Annotated in this window: 16 protein-coding genes; 8 read left to right on the top strand and 8 right to left on the bottom strand. The window is 66.2% G+C overall.

Annotated features, from left to right (window positions below; translation table 11 throughout):
• Positions 1–30 precede the first annotated feature (30 nt).
• On the top strand, positions 31–1,848 hold the full coding sequence (locus P0Y59_19090) for an ABC transporter ATP-binding protein/permease (protein ID WEJ99026.1): 1,818 nt from the start codon (positions 31–33) through the stop codon (positions 1,846–1,848).
• 3 nt (positions 1,849–1,851) lie between these two features.
• On the opposite strand, the gene P0Y59_19085 is transcribed toward P0Y59_19090, so the two are convergent.
• Positions 1,852–2,139 carry a GNAT family N-acetyltransferase gene (locus tag P0Y59_19085; protein ID WEJ99025.1) on the bottom strand — a complete coding sequence of 96 codons (288 nt, stop codon included), beginning with the start codon at positions 2,137–2,139 and terminating at the stop codon, positions 1,852–1,854.
• Between the two features lie 121 nt (positions 2,140–2,260).
• Between P0Y59_19085 and recQ the strand changes: the two genes are divergently transcribed.
• From recQ to P0Y59_19055, 6 genes are all read left to right on the top strand, one after another.
• Positions 2,261–4,030 (top strand): DNA helicase RecQ, encoded by a 1,770-nt coding sequence (recQ, locus tag P0Y59_19080; GenBank protein ID WEJ99024.1) that lies wholly within the window; start codon positions 2,261–2,263, stop codon positions 4,028–4,030.
• A 126-nt stretch (positions 4,031–4,156) separates the two neighbouring features.
• The gene (locus tag P0Y59_19075; GenBank protein WEJ99023.1) at positions 4,157–4,588 is read left to right on the top strand and encodes a TIGR01244 family sulfur transferase; all 432 of its coding nucleotides are present in this window, start codon (positions 4,157–4,159) and stop codon (positions 4,586–4,588) included.
• Positions 4,585–4,974 (top strand): hypothetical protein, encoded by a 390-nt coding sequence (locus P0Y59_19070; GenBank protein WEJ99022.1) that lies wholly within the window; start codon positions 4,585–4,587, stop codon positions 4,972–4,974. The genes P0Y59_19075 and P0Y59_19070 overlap by 4 nt, the downstream gene beginning before the upstream one ends.
• 9 nt (positions 4,975–4,983) lie before the next feature.
• The gene (locus tag P0Y59_19065; GenBank protein ID WEJ99021.1) at positions 4,984–5,949 is read left to right on the top strand and encodes a sterol desaturase family protein; all 966 of its coding nucleotides are present in this window, start codon (positions 4,984–4,986) and stop codon (positions 5,947–5,949) included.
• Entirely contained in the window at positions 5,883–7,472 is a 1,590-nt protein-coding gene (locus P0Y59_19060; GenBank protein WEJ99020.1) for an FAD-dependent oxidoreductase, read from the top strand. The genes P0Y59_19065 and P0Y59_19060 overlap by 67 nt, the downstream gene beginning before the upstream one ends.
• Before the next feature lie 52 nt (positions 7,473–7,524).
• Positions 7,525–7,701, top strand: coding sequence for a hypothetical protein (locus tag P0Y59_19055; protein ID WEJ99019.1), 177 nt, complete (start codon positions 7,525–7,527; stop codon positions 7,699–7,701).
• 95 nt (positions 7,702–7,796) lie between these two features.
• On the opposite strand, the gene P0Y59_19050 is transcribed toward P0Y59_19055, so the two are convergent.
• The 7 genes from P0Y59_19050 to P0Y59_19020 form a co-directional block, all read right to left on the bottom strand.
• Entirely contained in the window at positions 7,797–9,152 is a 1,356-nt protein-coding gene (locus tag P0Y59_19050) for an ammonium transporter (protein ID WEJ99018.1), read from the bottom strand.
• 14 nt (positions 9,153–9,166) lie between these two features.
• Positions 9,167–9,505, bottom strand: coding sequence for a P-II family nitrogen regulator (locus P0Y59_19045; GenBank protein WEJ99017.1), 339 nt, complete (start codon positions 9,503–9,505; stop codon positions 9,167–9,169).
• Positions 9,506–9,650: 145 nt separating this feature from the next.
• Positions 9,651–9,854 (bottom strand): DUF2007 domain-containing protein, encoded by a 204-nt coding sequence (locus P0Y59_19040; protein ID WEJ99016.1) that lies wholly within the window; start codon positions 9,852–9,854, stop codon positions 9,651–9,653.
• Positions 9,854–10,405 carry a pyridoxamine 5'-phosphate oxidase family protein gene (locus P0Y59_19035; protein WEJ99015.1) on the bottom strand — a complete coding sequence of 184 codons (552 nt, stop codon included), beginning with the start codon at positions 10,403–10,405 and terminating at the stop codon, positions 9,854–9,856. Before P0Y59_19035 ends, P0Y59_19040 begins: the two co-directional genes overlap by 1 nt.
• Positions 10,406–10,450: 45 nt before the next feature.
• Positions 10,451–11,383: a DUF5996 family protein gene (locus tag P0Y59_19030; protein ID WEJ99014.1), complete on the bottom strand. Its 933-nt coding sequence runs from the start codon at positions 11,381–11,383 to the stop codon at positions 10,451–10,453.
• Positions 11,384–11,423: 40 nt separating this feature from the next.
• Complete coding sequence (tldD, locus tag P0Y59_19025; GenBank protein ID WEJ99013.1) at positions 11,424–12,854, bottom strand: metalloprotease TldD; 1,431 nt, start codon at positions 12,852–12,854, stop codon at positions 11,424–11,426.
• Between the two features lie 19 nt (positions 12,855–12,873).
• Positions 12,874–13,107 carry a zinc-finger domain-containing protein gene (locus P0Y59_19020; protein ID WEJ99012.1) on the bottom strand — a complete coding sequence of 78 codons (234 nt, stop codon included), beginning with the start codon at positions 13,105–13,107 and terminating at the stop codon, positions 12,874–12,876.
• A gap of 104 nt (positions 13,108–13,211) precedes the next feature.
• On the opposite strand from P0Y59_19020, the gene P0Y59_19015 reads away from it, so the two are divergent.
• On the top strand, positions 13,212–14,135 hold the full coding sequence (locus P0Y59_19015) for an ABC transporter ATP-binding protein (protein ID WEJ99011.1): 924 nt from the start codon (positions 13,212–13,214) through the stop codon (positions 14,133–14,135).
• Positions 14,136–14,138: the final 3 nt, after the last annotated feature.

Here is a 14,138-nt window from a genome sequence, read left to right as displayed (position 1 = left end):
TCGGGGGCCGGCCGCCTATATGGGGACGCAATGCCGCCCATGACCGAACCAACCCGCATCGAGCGCCCGCTGATTCCGACGCTGCGGCGCTTCCTGCCCTATCTGTGGCCGGCCGATGCGCCGATGCTGCGACTGCGCATCGTGGTCGCGCTGTTGCTCGTGCTGGCGTCGAAACTGGTCCAGGTCTATGGCGCGCCCTTCGCGCTGCAGGGGGCGATCGACGGCATGGGCGCCGGCGACAGAAGCGCGACGACGCTGATCCTGCTGCTGGTGATCGGCTATGCCGCCGCGCGGTTCGGATCGGTGGTGTTCGACAATCTGCGCAATGCGGTGTTCGAGCGCGTCGGGCAGGAGGCCACGCGGCGGCTTGCGGCGGCGGTGTTCCGTCATCTCCACCGGCTGTCGCTGCGTTTCCACCTCGAGCGGCGCACCGGCGCGGTCACCAAGGTGGTCGAGCGCGGCACCAAGAGCATCGACACGATGCTCTATTTCCTGCTGTTCAACATCGCCCCAACGGTGCTTGAGCTTGGCCTGGTGCTCGGCATCTTCTGGACCAAGTTCGGTCCCGGGCTGGTCGTCGGCACCGTGGTGATGGTCGCGGCCTATATCGTCTTCACCCGGATCGTGACTGACTGGCGCGCTGCGTTGCGGGCGCGGATGAACGATCTCGATACCGGCGCGGTGGCGCATGCGGTGGATTCGCTGCTGAATTTCGAGACGGTCAAATATTTCGGGGCCGAGGAGCGCGAGGCCAAGCGGTACGACGAGGGCATCGCCGCTTATGCCAATGCAGCGGTGATCAGCGAGAATTCGCTCGCCTGGCTCAATATCGGCCAGGCGCTGATCACCAACCTGATGATGGCGGGCGGCATGGCGCTGGTCGTCTGGGGCTGGAGCGAGGGGCGCTATACCGCCGGCAATGTCGTGCTGGTCAGCACGCTGCTCTCCCAGCTCTTCCGGCCGCTCGACCTGCTCGGCATGGTCTATCGCACGATCCGCCAGGGCGTGATCGACATGGGGGCGATGTTCGACCTGATCGACACGCCGTCCGAGGTTGTCGACGCGCCCGGCGCCAGACCGCTCGTCGTCGGCGCGGGGCATGTACGGTTCGAGGATGTCCGCTTCGGCTATGACGATGGCCAGCCGATCCTGAAGGGCATCGACCTGGATATTCCCGCCGGGCACACGCTGGCGGTGGTCGGCCCGTCGGGCGCCGGCAAATCGACGCTCGCGCGGCTGATGTACCGTTTCTACGACCTGACCGGCGGGCGGATCACCATCGACGGACAGGATATCGCGGGCGTCACGCAGGATTCGCTTCGCGCCGCGATCGGCATCGTCCCGCAGGACACGGTGCTGTTCAACGACACGATCGGCTACAACATCGCCTATGGCCGCGAGGGTGCTGGCCAGGAGGAGATCGAGCGCGCGGCGCGCGGCGCCTCGATCGCCGAGTTCATCGAGCGCCAACCGCTCGGTTACGAAACCCGGGTCGGCGAGCGCGGGCTGAAGCTATCGGGCGGCGAGAAGCAGCGCGTGGCGATCGCCCGCACCCTGCTGAAGAACCCGCCGATCCTGATCCTCGACGAGGCGACCAGCGCGCTGGACAGCCGAACCGAGGCGGAGATCCAGGCGACGCTCGAGGATATCGGCCGGGGCCGATCCACCATCGTGATCGCGCACCGGCTCTCGACCGTGGTGGATGCCGACGAGATCGTCGTGCTTGAGGCGGGCCGCGTGGTCGAGCGCGGCAGCCATGCGACACTGCTGCGGCAGGACGGGCTCTATGCCGAGATGTGGAACCGCCAGGCCCAGGAACGCGAAGAGGGAGCGCTGGCGGCGGAGTGATCCTCAGGCCGGTGGTTCGGCCAGCAGGTCCTGCCATTCAGGGTGGCGCTCGATATAGGCCTTCACGAACTTGCAGACCGGCCGCACCTTCAGCCCGCGAGCGCGGACCTGAGCGAGCGCGCCGGAAATCAGCCGGCTGGCCACGCCGTGCCCCTCAAGCGCGGGCGGGACGATGGTATGGGTGAAGGTGATGATATCGCCGTCGAGCGTATAGTCGCTGAAAGACAAATGGCGGTCGACCACCAGTTCGAAACGGTGGGCGGCGGTGTTGTCGCGGACATCTTCGGTCATGCGCCCGTGCTAGCAGGAAAATGGCGATGGGCCACCTGTCGCGGGTCCGCCTGACCGCCGGGCGCGATATATCCCGAAGCCCCGCATGGCTTTTTGATGCGGCGAGGCTATTTGGGACAGCGTGATCGATCCACTTCCCACATTGCAATCCACCTTCGGCTTTCCCGAGTTCCGCGGCGTCCAGCGCCAGGTGGTGGACCGCGTGCTGGCGGGCGAGAACACGCTGGCGGTGATGCCCACCGGCGCCGGCAAGTCGCTCTGCTACCAGCTTCCCGCGGTGATGCTCGACGGGACCTGCATCATCGTCTCCCCGCTGATCGCGCTGATGCACGACCAGCTGCGCGCGGCCGAAGCCATCGGCATCCGCGCCGCAACCCTGACCTCGGTCGACACCAACCAGATGGAAACCATCGGTCGATTCAGGGCGGGCGAGCTCGACCTGCTTTATGTCGCGCCGGAGCGTGCCTCGGGCGAGAGTTTCCGTAACCTGCTGTCGCAGGCGCCGCTCGCCCTGTTCGCGATCGACGAGGCGCATTGCGTTTCCGAATGGGGGCATGATTTCCGGCCCGACTATCGGCTGCTCCGGCCGCTGCTCGACCATTTCCCGGATGTGCCGCGCCTCGCGCTGACCGCGACCGCCGACGCGCATACCCGCGCCGACATTCTGGAGCAGCTCGGCATCCCGCGCGACGGGAAGATCGTCGCCGGGTTCGACCGCCCCAATATCCGCTATCTGATATCCCCCAAGGACAACACGACCCGGCAGATCGCCGACCTGATCGCCGAGCAGCCGGGCCCGGGCATCGTCTATGCCCAGACTCGCAAGGCGGTCGAGCAGCTTGCCGAAAAGCTGGCGGCGACCGGGCGTTCGACCCGGCCCTATCATGCCGGGCTCGATCCGCATGTCCGCGCGCGCAACCAGGCCGATTTCGTCGCGTCCGAGGACATGGTGATGGTCGCCACGGTCGCATTCGGCATGGGAATCGACAAGCCGGACGTGCGCTTCGTCGCGCATGCCGGCATGCCCAAGTCGATCGAGGCCTATTATCAGGAGACCGGCCGCGCCGGCCGCGACGGCGACCCGGCGATCGCCCATCTGTTCTGGGGGGCGGAGGATTTCGCCAAGGCGCGCCAGCGAATCGCCGAGGTGGAGCCGCATCGCCAGGCGGGCGAGCGCACCCGGCTGACCGCGCTTGGCGCGCTGGTCGAGACGGCGGGATGCCGGCGCCGCATCCTGCTCAAGCATTTCGGCGACGACAGCCCGGAGACCTGCGGCAATTGCGACAATTGCCTGAACCCGCCGAGCGCGGTCGATGCGACCGAGGTGGCGCGCAAGTTCCTGTCGGCGGTGTTCCGCACCGGACAGAGCTTCGGCGTCGGTTATATCGAGAGCATCCTGACCGGCCAGTCGAGCGAGCGCAGCCTGATGAACGGGCATGAGGCGCTTGGCGTGTTCGGCATCGCCTCAAGCCCCGAAGAGGCGGCGCTGATCAAGCCGGTGGCGCGCGCGCTGCTGCTGCGCGACGCGCTGCGCGCCAATGATTTCGGGGGCCTTGAATTCGGGCCCGAAGCGCGCGCGATCCTGAAGGGCGAGTCCGGCATGGCGCTGATCCTGCCGCCGAAGCGCGAACGGCGCCGGCGGGGCGGTGGAAACGCCGCGGCCAACCCGACCGGCGATCCGCTGTTCGAGGCGCTGCGCGCCAAACGCCGCGAGCTGGCGCAGGAGGCGCAGGTGCCGCCCTATGTGATCTTCCACGATTCAGTGTTGCGCGAGATGGCGACGATGAAGCCGGCGACGCTTGGCGCGATGGGGCGGATCACCGGTGTCGGCACCCGCAAGCTGGAGGCATATGGCGATGCCTTCCTCACCGTGATCCGGGACGGGGCGTGACGCGCAGTCTCTCTCCTTTCAGGAAAGCGGCTGGGGTGAGCTTGACCCCGCCCCCGGCGTCTGGTCGATAGCGGATCACCCTCCCACCGCGCCGCGGCGGGAGACGGTCCTTGGAGCAAGTTCGGCATGCAGATTCGCCCCGTTGACGACACTATTGCGGTAGCCCCGCAGATCCTGCCCGGGGACATGGCGGAGATCGCCGCCGCCGGTTTCACCGCGATCGTCAATAACCGGCCAGACGACGAGGAAGGTGGCCAGCCCGAGGGCGACGCGATCCGCGCAGCGGCCGAGGCGGCGGGGCTCTCCTATACCGCGATCCCGATCACCCATGCCGGTTTCTCGGGCAATCAGGTCGATGCGATGGTCGATGCGCTCGAAGCGGCGGACGGCCCGGTGCTCGCCTTCTGCCGGTCGGGTACGCGCTCCTGTAATCTCTGGGCGCTGGCGCGGGCAAAGATGGGCGACCAGCCCGACCGGCTGATGGCGAAGGCGGCGGCGACCGGATACGACCTGACCGGCATCCGGCCGATGCTCGACGCGCTCGCGGGCGGCAGATGAACTGGGCCCAGCTCGCCGGATCGATCGCGGCGATCCTGGCGCTGGCCGGGGTCGCGCGGTGGCTGCGGCTGGGCGAGAGCCGGATCGGCAGCCCCGCCGAGGCGCGCGAGATCGCCGAGGACATGCTGGCCGGCTTCTATGCTCATGCCGCCCTGGTCAGCCAGGATGGCGGCGCGGCGATCGTCGCGGGCAATGGCGCGATCGCGGTCCTGAAACGACATGGGGCCCAAGTCGCCGCACGCCGGCTGCTCGCGCCGCTGACGCTTGGCCCAGCGGTGGAGGGCGTGACCGTCAGAACCGGCGAGAGGCTGTTCGGCGACGTGACCCTGCTCGGCGTGCTGGAGACTGATGTGCGTGGGCTGGAAGCGTCGCTGACAAGAGTGTAAGCAGGTGGCATGAACCTGCCGAATCCAGTCGATTACGCCGTACCCGCCTTCGTTCTGCTGGTGCTGGCCGAGATGCTGGTCGCCTGGGCGAAGGACCGCAAACGCTATGAGCCCAGGGACACGTTGACTTCCCTTGCGCTGGGCACCGGCAGTACCGTGGCGGGCGTGCTGACCGGCGGGTTCGTGTACATGCTCGCGGTGTGGCTCTCGCAATACCGGCTCTTCGACATAGGCTATGCCTGGTACTGGTTCGTCCTGTGCTTCGTACTCGACGATTTCGCCTATTACCTGTTTCACCGGTCCGCACACCGGGTGCGGTGGTTCTGGGCAAGCCATGTCATCCACCATTCGAGCCAGCATTATAATCTGTCGACGGCGCTGCGGCAGACCTGGACCGGCTTTATCAGCGTCGCCTTCATCTTCCGCCTGCCGCTGTTCCTGGTCGGCTTTCCGCCAGCGATGGTGTTCTTCGTCGGCGGACTGAACCTGATCTACCAGTTCTGGATCCACACCGAGGTGATCGGGCGGATGCCGCGCTGGTTCGAGGCGGTGATGAACACACCGTCGCACCACCGCGTCCATCACGCGACCAATGCGCGCTATCTCGACAAGAATTATGCCGGCGTGTTCATCGTATGGGACAAGTGGCTCGGCAGTTTCGAGCCCGAGCGCGACGATGATCGCCCGCGCTACGGCATCGTCAAGAATCTGGGCAGCTTCAACCTCGTCTGGGCGGCGTTCCACGAATGGGTGGGCATCGCGAAGGACGTGTGGGCGGCACCGGGATGGCGTGCCAAACTGGGCTATATGGTGATGCCGCCGGGGTGGAGCCACGACGGCAGCCGGGATACGTCCGAGACGATCAAGGAATTGTGGCTCGCGAAAGAACGGGCACGGGAGGGGGCGCAGTGGAAGAAGCCGATATCGTCGTCGTCGGGGGTGGATCAGGCGGAGCGGCAACAGCCGGCCGGCTGAGCGAGGACGGCCGCTACAGCGTCGCCCTGCTGGAGGCGGGAGGCCGCAACACCGGGTTCCGTACGCGGATTCCGGGTTTCATCGCCTTCCAGACCCCGAAGACCAACTGGCAGTTCGAGACGGTGCCGCAGGCGGGACTGAACGGCCGGCGCGGCTACCAGCCGCGCGGACGCGGGCTGGGCGGATCGAGCGCGATCAATGCGATGCTCTATCTGCGCGGCAACAAATGGGACTATGACAATTGGGCAGCGATGGGTTGCCCTGGCTGGTCCTATGACGAGGTCCTGCCCATCTTCAAACGCTCCGAGCATAATGAGCGCGGGGCCGATGCCTGGCATGGCGGCGACGGGCCGTTGAACGTCAGCGACCAGTGCGATCCGCATCCGGGATCGATCGAGTTCGTCGAGGCCGCACGGCAGCTTCAGATTCCGCTGAACGACGATTTCAACGGCGCCCGGCAGGATGGCGTCGGCGTCTATCAGGTGACCCAGAAGGGCGGCGAGCGCTGGAGTTCGTCGCGCGCCTATATCGAAAGCGCCGGCAAGCGCGCCAACCTGGAAGTGCTGACCGACGTCATCGCCGAGCGGGTGCTGTTCGACGAAGGCCGCGCCTGGGGCGTCGCCTATCTGCAGGACGGCGAGGCGAAGGTAATCCGGGCGCGCCGGGCGGTGGTGCTGGCCGGCGGTGTGTTCGGCACGCCGCAATTGCTGATGCTGTCCGGCATCGGGCCGGGCCGGCATCTGCGCGAACAGGGCGTGGCGGTGCGGATCGACCGGCCGATGGTCGGCGCGAACCTGCAGGACCATGTCGATTATGTCGCCGGGTTCGAGGTGAAGGGCAGCTATTTCATCGGCCAGTCGCTGAAGGGCACGCTCAAATCGGCCGGCGCGATCGTGCAATGGATGCGGCACCGACGCGGCGCGATGACGACCCCCTATGCCGAATCGGGCGGTTTCCTGACGGTCGACCCCAATTCGCCGGCCCCGGACATCCAGCTGCATTTCGTGCCGGTGGTGCTCGAGGATCATGGGCGGACCAAGGTGAAGAGCCACGGTTTCTCCTGCCACACTTGCGTGCTTAGGCCGGAAAGCCATGGCACCGTCCGCCTTCAATCGATCGACGCGCGCGCCGCGCCACTGATCGACCCGGCGTTCCTCAGCGACGGGCGCGACATGGAACTGCTGAAGAAGGGCGTGCGGGCGATGTATCGGATCCTGGAGGCGCCGCCGCTCGCCGACCACAAGGGCCGCGACCGCTATCCGATCGACCTGAACGACGACGATGCGCTCGAACGGCTGATCCGCGCCCGGGCCGACACCATCTATCATCCGGTGGGCACCGCGCGGATGGGATCCGACGACATGGCCGTGTGCGACCCAAGGCTACGCGTGCGCGGGGTCGAGGGGCTCTATGTCGCCGATGCCTCGATCATGCCCAAACTGATCTCGGGCAACACCAACGCCCCGTCGATCATGATCGGCGAGCGCTGCGCCGATTTCGTGAAGGCCGATCTCGCCAGCTGATCATCCAGATTCATATGGCGCGCGTTCAGCTTTTCGCGTGTAGCGCGGCGTCATGGACAGAAAGACGCTCAACCGCCTCGGCCTCGCGGCCGCCATCCTGCTCGTGCCGGGCGGCTTCATCCTGGGCGCGACGCTCGCCGCGCAACGCTATCGCAAGCAGCAGGCAGAAGGCGAGGCCGTGACGGAAGAGGACGAAGCCGCCGAGGGCGATACACGCCCAATCGCCTGACATAAAAAGGGCCGGTGCGTTGCCGCACCGGCCTAAGGTCGTCCGCAGGAGGAACATGATGGGGGGCCGACCGCATCGGGCCGGCCCCGATCTGGTCAGTAGTTGTAGGCGCGCTCGCCATGCTCGCCGACGTCGAGGCCTTCCTGCTCGACTTCGGGGGAGACCCGGCCACCAGTGACGGCCTTGGCGATGAACACGGCGACGGTGGTGCCGATCGCAGCCCAGATGATCGTGACGCCAACGGCCTTGAACTGGACCACAAGCTTGGCGATCATGTCGTAATCGGCAGCACCCGGACCACCGAGCGAGGGGGCGTAGACGATGGCGGTCCCAATAGCGCCGATCATGCCGCCGATGCCGTGCACGCCGAACGCATCGAGCGAGTCGTCATAACCGAGCTTCGGCTTCACCTTCGTCACGAAGAGGAAGCAGACGATCGAGGCCACCGCACCAAGAACGATCGCCCCGAACGGGCCGGAATTGCCGGCCGCCGGCGTGACGGCAACCAGCCCGGCGATGATGCCGGAGCAGAAGCCGAGGGCCGATGCCTTGTGACCCGAGGCACGCTCGGCCAACATCCAGAACAGGCCCGCCGAGGCGGTCGCGACGAAGGTGTTGATCATGGCGAGAGCAGCGGAGCCATTGGCTTCGAGCGCGGAACCCGCGTTGAAGCCGAACCAGCCGACCCACAGCAGGCCGGTGCCGACGCCGGTAAGCGTCAGCGAATGCGGTGCCATGCGCTCGGTCGGATAACCGACGCGCTTGCCGATGATGAGGGCGAAGACCAGCGCCGAGACGCCGGCGTTGATGTGAACGACCGTACCGCCGGCGAAATCGAGGGCTCCCGCCTTGAAGAAATAGCCGCTCGACGCCCAGACCATGTGCGCGATCGGGAAATAGACGATCGTGAGCCACACCAAAGCGAACACCATGACCGCCGAGAATTTGACGCGCTCGACGATCGACCCGAGCACCAGCGCGACGGTGATCGCCGCGAAGGTCATCTGGAAGCAGACGAACACATATTCAGGGATGCCGACGCCGGCCGTGAAGGTCGCCGCGACGCTCGAGGCGTTGACCCCCTTCAGGAACAGCTTGTCGAAATTGGATACGACGTTGCTGAGGCCGCTGGTGTAATCGGGCCCGAAGGCCATGGTGTAGCCCCACACCACCCAGACGAGCATCGCCAGCGCGGCGACCGCGCCGATCTGGGTCATCACCGACAGCATGTTCTTGGTGCGGGCGAGGCCGCCATAGAACAGGGCGAGGCCGGGGAGGATCATCATTAGCACGAGGACCGTGGCGGTCATCATCCAGGCGGTATCGCCCTTGTTCACCGTCGGCACCGCTGGCGCCGCGGTAGCGGCGGCCTGTGCCCAGGCGGGGAGCGCGGCGAACAGTCCGAGCCCGAGGCCAGCCCCGAGGCCGGCATATTTCAAAACATGCTTCATCACTGCCCCCTTACTCACAGCGCGGTTTCGTCGGTTTCGCCGGTGCGGATGCGCACGGCCTGTCCGACATCGAGAACGAAGATCTTGCCGTCGCCGATCGCGCCGGTGTTGGCCGAGGCCTGGATCGCCTCGACGACCTTGGCCGCGAGGTCAGCCGCGCACACGATCTCGATCTTGATCTTGGGCACCATGTTGGTGCTGTATTCGGCACCCCGGTAGATTTCGGTCTGGCCCTTCTGGCGGCCAAAGCCCTTCACTTCAGTCACGGTCATGCCCGCGACGCCGATCTCGGTAAGGGCCTCGCGGACCTCGTCGAGCTTGAACGGCTTGATGATGGCAATGATGAGTTTCACCGGCGCCCCCTGTTGAGATTTAGTCCCGGGGGATGATCAGCAATGGTCGTGCCAGAGTCGAAAACACGCGTTTCCGCGCGGTTTTCCGAAAGAAAATGTTACCGACAGGTAAATTTTTGTGCAGCTGCGAACAGCTGCACAAGAATCAGGCAGTATCCGACAGGATTTTCCGCGCGGCCGCCAGATCCTCGTCATCGACCATCACGCGGACCGGAATGAACAGATAGCTGCCGTCGGCGATGCTCGAATTGCCATCCAGCGCGACCGCATCGATCCCTTCGGAATCGAGCCGGCCGATCACGATATGCGCTTCGTTGCGATTGAAGCGGCCCAGTTCAACCAGTGCCATTATCGAGCCGCCCGTGTCGGGTTGCGGACCGGCAGGCCGTCGATGCTGCGGGTGCGCCGGGCATATTTGCCGAAGCGCTCCTCGTCGCTCGATTTCGCGTGATATTTGCTGAGCGTCTCGCGCTCGCGGTCGAAGCTCATATGCGGCACGCCCCAGCCGCAGCTCGTCTGTATCTGATCGATCGCGATCTCGAAGATCTGGCGCGTGCCGGGGAGCAGGGTGAAATGGCCGGCCAGTTCCGCCCAGCGATCGTCCTGCGGCAGGACCGGCATGCCGCGCCCATAGATGCGGAAGATCAGGGCGGGGCTTTCGAAGGCGCAGAACATGATGGTGATGCGGCCGTCGGCAAGGAGATGCGCGTTGGTCTCGTTGCCGGAACCCGCGACGTCGAGATACGCCACGCGCCTGTCGTCCAGCACGCGGAAGCTATCCATGCCCTTGGGACTGAGATTGATCCGCGCCCCGGCCGCGGCGGTCGCGACGAAAAAGACCGGCTGGCGCGCGATGAAGGCGCGGTGATCATCGGTGAGGGCGTCGAAGAACTCGGCCATGCGGCTGCCGTATCACACACCTCCCATGAGAGGGAGAGGCGACCTCTATACCACGCGCGGCACCCGTGGCCGGCCGAGCGGGCATTCCAGCGCGTCACGATCCCAGGCTGCAAGATCGGCGGCGGCATCGTACGTTGACCGGCAGAAGGCGAGCAGCACCGAATGGGGATCGGCGGCGGTGCGGACGGCGTCATAGGGAAGGAGGAACTCGCCCATCTCGACGCTGTAGACAGCCTCACCCGGCTCGACTTTCGCCTCGGCATAGCCGGCCGGCGCGGGATAGGCGTAGGCATAAAAGGCAGCATGCGGATACGCATCGCTGCCGGGCCAGAAGCCGACACTCGCCTCTTCGTGACTATACGCCTCGCACGTCACCGCATCGGGCAGGCCGGGCAAGCCGCCCGGATGGCGGGGCGCCGCGCGGCCCGAGAAGCGGGTCAAGGCGAGGTCGAAGCTTCCCCAGAAGAAATGGATAGGGCTCGCCTTGCCGAGAAAGCCGGTGCGGAACCGGCCGAACACGCTCTGCACCTGGATCAACGCACGCCAGAATCGGCGCACCGCCTCCGCGTCATAAGGCCGGACTTCATGATCGTGGGCGAAGGGTAGCGCACCCGGCATCTCGCTCGGCTTGCCGTCGAACGACGTCGTGACGCCAAGGCTCCGAAGAGCCGCCACCACCGCCACATGGAAATCGGCGATGCTGCCGTCGGCGAGCGGGACGGTCTTCACTCCGCCGTCGCTGCTGGCGAAGACGACCTCGTCAGCGATCAGATCCATATCGATCTGGAGGATATGGTCGCCGCAGGGAATCGCGGACGTGCTCAACCCGCGCGCGGTAAGATAGAGCGGGACGTGCCAGCTATGGTTGAGCCATGGCGTCAGCGCGAGACGGATCTTGCCGAGGACCTGGGTGCGGAGCTGGAGGCCGATCGCGGTCTCGCGCCAGGAAAGCCAGTCGAGTTCGGGCCAGGCAGACATGCTCAGTTCCCTCTTCCACCCTCGCTCCACAGAAGGGCGATCACACCGCCGTGCCGCCCACCGTCAGTCCGCTGACCAGCAAGGTCGGCTGGCCGACGCCGGCGGGCACGCTCTGGCCACCCTTGCCGCACATGCCGACGCCTTCGTCGAGCGCGAAGTCGTTGCCGATGCCGGTTACCTTGGTCAGCACGCTGGGCCCGTCGCCGATCAGGGTCGCGCCCTTGATCGGGGCGCCGAGCCTGCCGTTCTCGATCTTGTACGCCTCGGTGCAGGAGAAGACGAACTTGCCCGAGACGATATCGACCTGGCCGCCGCCGAAGCTCTTGGCGAAGATGCCGTTCTTCACGCGGCTCAGCAGCTCGGCCGGATCGTCGTTGCCGCCGCGCATGAAGGTGTTGGTCATGCGGGGCATCGGCGCATGGGCGAAGCTTTCGCGCCGGCCATTGCCGGTCGGGGCGACGCCCATCAACCGCGCGTTGAGCCGGTCCTGGATATAGCCGCGCAGGATGCCGTCCTCGATCAGGATATTCTCCTGGGTCGGGGTGCCCTCGTCGTCGATCGACAGCGAGCCGCGCCGGTCCGCGATCGAACCATCATCGACCACCGTCACGCCGGGCGCGGCGACGCGTTCACCGATGCGGCCGGAAAAGGCCGAGGTGCCCTTGCGGTTGAAATCGCCTTCGAGCCCGTGGCCGATCGCTTCGTGCAGCAGGATGCCGGGCCAGCCCGGGCCGAGCAGCACGGTCATCTCGCCGGCGGGGGCGGCGACCGAATCGAGATTGACCAGCGCCTGGGCCAGCGCCTCGTCGATCGCGCGGTTCCACGTCTCAGGCCGCATCAGCGCATCATAGAGATAGCGGCCGCCAAGGCCGAAATTGCCCGTCTCGCGCCGGCCATTCTGCTCGACCACGATCGAGACGTTGAGACGCACCAGCGGGCGGATGTCAGTCGCGACGAAACCGTCTGCGCGGACGATCTCGACCACGCTCCAGGTGCCCGACAGCGCGACCGAGACCTGGGCGACGCGCGGATCGCGCGCCCGTGCGGCGGCATCGATCGTCTGGCAGAGATTCACCTTGTCGGCGAAGGGGATGAGATCGAGCGGATCGGCAGCGGTATAGAGATGGCGGTTGGTCGCGCGCGGCGGCGGGGCCTTGGCCGATGCCGAGGGATCGATCAGCGCCATCGTCTCGGCGGCGCGGCCGATCGCCGCGGCGCTCAGCTCGTTCGCATGGGCGAAGGCGGTGGTCTCGCCCGAGACGGCGCGCAGGCCGAAGCCGGAATGGGTGTCGTAGCTGGCTGTCTTCAGCCGGCCGTCGTCGAAGCCGAACGCCTCGGACTTGCGGTACTGAAGGTAGAGTTCCCCGTCGTCGGCCTTGGCCAGCGCCGACGCGGTGAGGCGCTGCGCCTCAGCCGGATCGAGCTGGCCATCGTGATAGAGGAAGGAGCGGGGGTCTGAAAGGCTGATCATGCCCCGCAATATAGGGGCGTTAAAGGCTCGCGCCAGCCGGATGATCGGGGAGGGTCGATTGATCGACCCCGTCGGCCGGTCCGCCGATCAGCACGAAACGCCGGTCGCAATAGCCGCAATCGACATAACCATGCTCGTCGATCTCGAGGAACACGCGCGGATGGCCGAGCGCGGCGCCGCCGGGAATATCGGTCGCGCCGTCACAGGCGTTGCGGCGATGGGAGACGCGGAGGGTTTCGGGCGGGGCGATCATGAGGTGGCGCGATAGCAAGCGCAGGCGCGAGGGGCAATTCTTCCTTTCCCTATCCCGCCGGGAGAGGGGTTGGCGCGCGCTTGCCGCAAGCTTAAGGGCCAAGCATGACTGAAGCCGCCATCGTCATCGACTCGCTCTGCAAGACCTACAAGGGCGGCAAGCGCGCCCTGGACGATGTGTCCTTCGAGGTGCCGCGCGGGCAGATCTTTGGGCTGCTCGGGCCGAACGGCGCAGGCAAGTCGACCCTGATCAACATCCTGGCGGGTCTGGTCAACAAGACCGACGGCAGGGCATCGATCTGGGGCTTCGATATCGACCAGCACCCGCGCAACGCCAAGGCATCGATCGGGATCGTCAACCAGGAAATCCTGTTCGATCCCTTCTTCACCCCGTTCGAGACGCTCGAGATCCAGGCGGGTCTCTACGGCGTGCCCAAGGCGAAGCGCCGCTCGATGGAGCTGCTCCGCGCCGTGCACCTGGAAGACAAGGCCAACGCCTATGCCCGCACCCTGTCGGGCGGCATGAAGCGACGGCTGATGGTGGCCAAGGCAATGGTGCACACGCCGCCGGTGCTGGTGCTCGACGAGCCGACCGCGGGCGTCGATATCGAGCTTCGCCAGCAACTCTGGGCCTATGTGCGCGGCCTCAACGAGCAGGGCGTGACGGTCGTGCTGACCACGCATTATCTGGAAGAGGCCGAGCAGCTCTGCGACCGCATCGCGATCATCAACCATGGCAAGGTGATCGCCAACGAGCCGACCCGCGAGCTGGTCGGCAAGGCGACCGAGAAGCTGGTCGAGGTGACGGTCGACCGTGACGTCAAGGCGACACCCCAGGCCGATTGTTTCCAGAAGATCGAGCTGAAGGGCACGCGCACGCTCGCCATCACCTATGCCAAGGACCGGGTGAATGCGGGCGAGGTGCTCGCCGCGGTACAGGCCGACGGCTATGGCATCGTCGATGTTTCGACCCGCGAGGCCGACCTGGAGGATGTGTTCCTGAACCTCACGCGCGCGTCGAACGGATAGCGA

The sequence above is a fragment of the Candidatus Sphingomonas phytovorans genome, from assembly GCA_029202385.1.
In the GTDB taxonomy this organism is placed as follows: domain Bacteria; phylum Pseudomonadota; class Alphaproteobacteria; order Sphingomonadales; family Sphingomonadaceae; genus Sphingomonas; species Sphingomonas phytovorans.
The sequence above is the reverse complement of the archived record's forward strand: the minus strand, read 5'-3'. Positions and strand labels throughout refer to the sequence as shown.

Excerpts from the sequence above, each read along its gene's own strand:
- P0Y59_19035 (WEJ99015.1), bottom strand. The coding sequence starts at position 10,405 with ATGGCCGAGTTCTTCGACGCCCTCACCGATGATCACCGCGCCTTCATC.
- P0Y59_19050 (WEJ99018.1), bottom strand. The coding sequence starts at position 9,152 with ATGAAGCATGTTTTGAAATATGCCGGCCTCGGGGCTGGCCTCGGGCTC.
- P0Y59_19090 (WEJ99026.1), top strand. The coding sequence starts at position 31 with ATGCCGCCCATGACCGAACCAACCCGCATCGAGCGCCCGCTGATTCCG.
- P0Y59_19085 (WEJ99025.1), bottom strand. The coding sequence starts at position 2,139 with ATGACCGAAGATGTCCGCGACAACACCGCCGCCCACCGTTTCGAACTG.
- tldD (WEJ99013.1), bottom strand. The coding sequence starts at position 12,854 with ATGATCAGCCTTTCAGACCCCCGCTCCTTCCTCTATCACGATGGCCAG.
- P0Y59_19040 (WEJ99016.1), bottom strand. The coding sequence starts at position 9,854 with ATGGCACTGGTTGAACTGGGCCGCTTCAATCGCAACGAAGCGCATATC.
- P0Y59_19020 (WEJ99012.1), bottom strand. The coding sequence starts at position 13,107 with ATGATCGCCCCGCCCGAAACCCTCCGCGTCTCCCATCGCCGCAACGCC.
- P0Y59_19030 (WEJ99014.1), bottom strand. The coding sequence starts at position 11,383 with ATGTCTGCCTGGCCCGAACTCGACTGGCTTTCCTGGCGCGAGACCGCG.
- P0Y59_19065 (WEJ99021.1), top strand. The coding sequence starts at position 4,984 with ATGAACCTGCCGAATCCAGTCGATTACGCCGTACCCGCCTTCGTTCTG.
- P0Y59_19070 (WEJ99022.1), top strand. The coding sequence starts at position 4,585 with ATGAACTGGGCCCAGCTCGCCGGATCGATCGCGGCGATCCTGGCGCTG.
- P0Y59_19055 (WEJ99019.1), top strand. The coding sequence starts at position 7,525 with ATGGACAGAAAGACGCTCAACCGCCTCGGCCTCGCGGCCGCCATCCTG.
- P0Y59_19015 (WEJ99011.1), top strand. The coding sequence starts at position 13,212 with ATGACTGAAGCCGCCATCGTCATCGACTCGCTCTGCAAGACCTACAAG.
- P0Y59_19075 (WEJ99023.1), top strand. The coding sequence starts at position 4,157 with ATGCAGATTCGCCCCGTTGACGACACTATTGCGGTAGCCCCGCAGATC.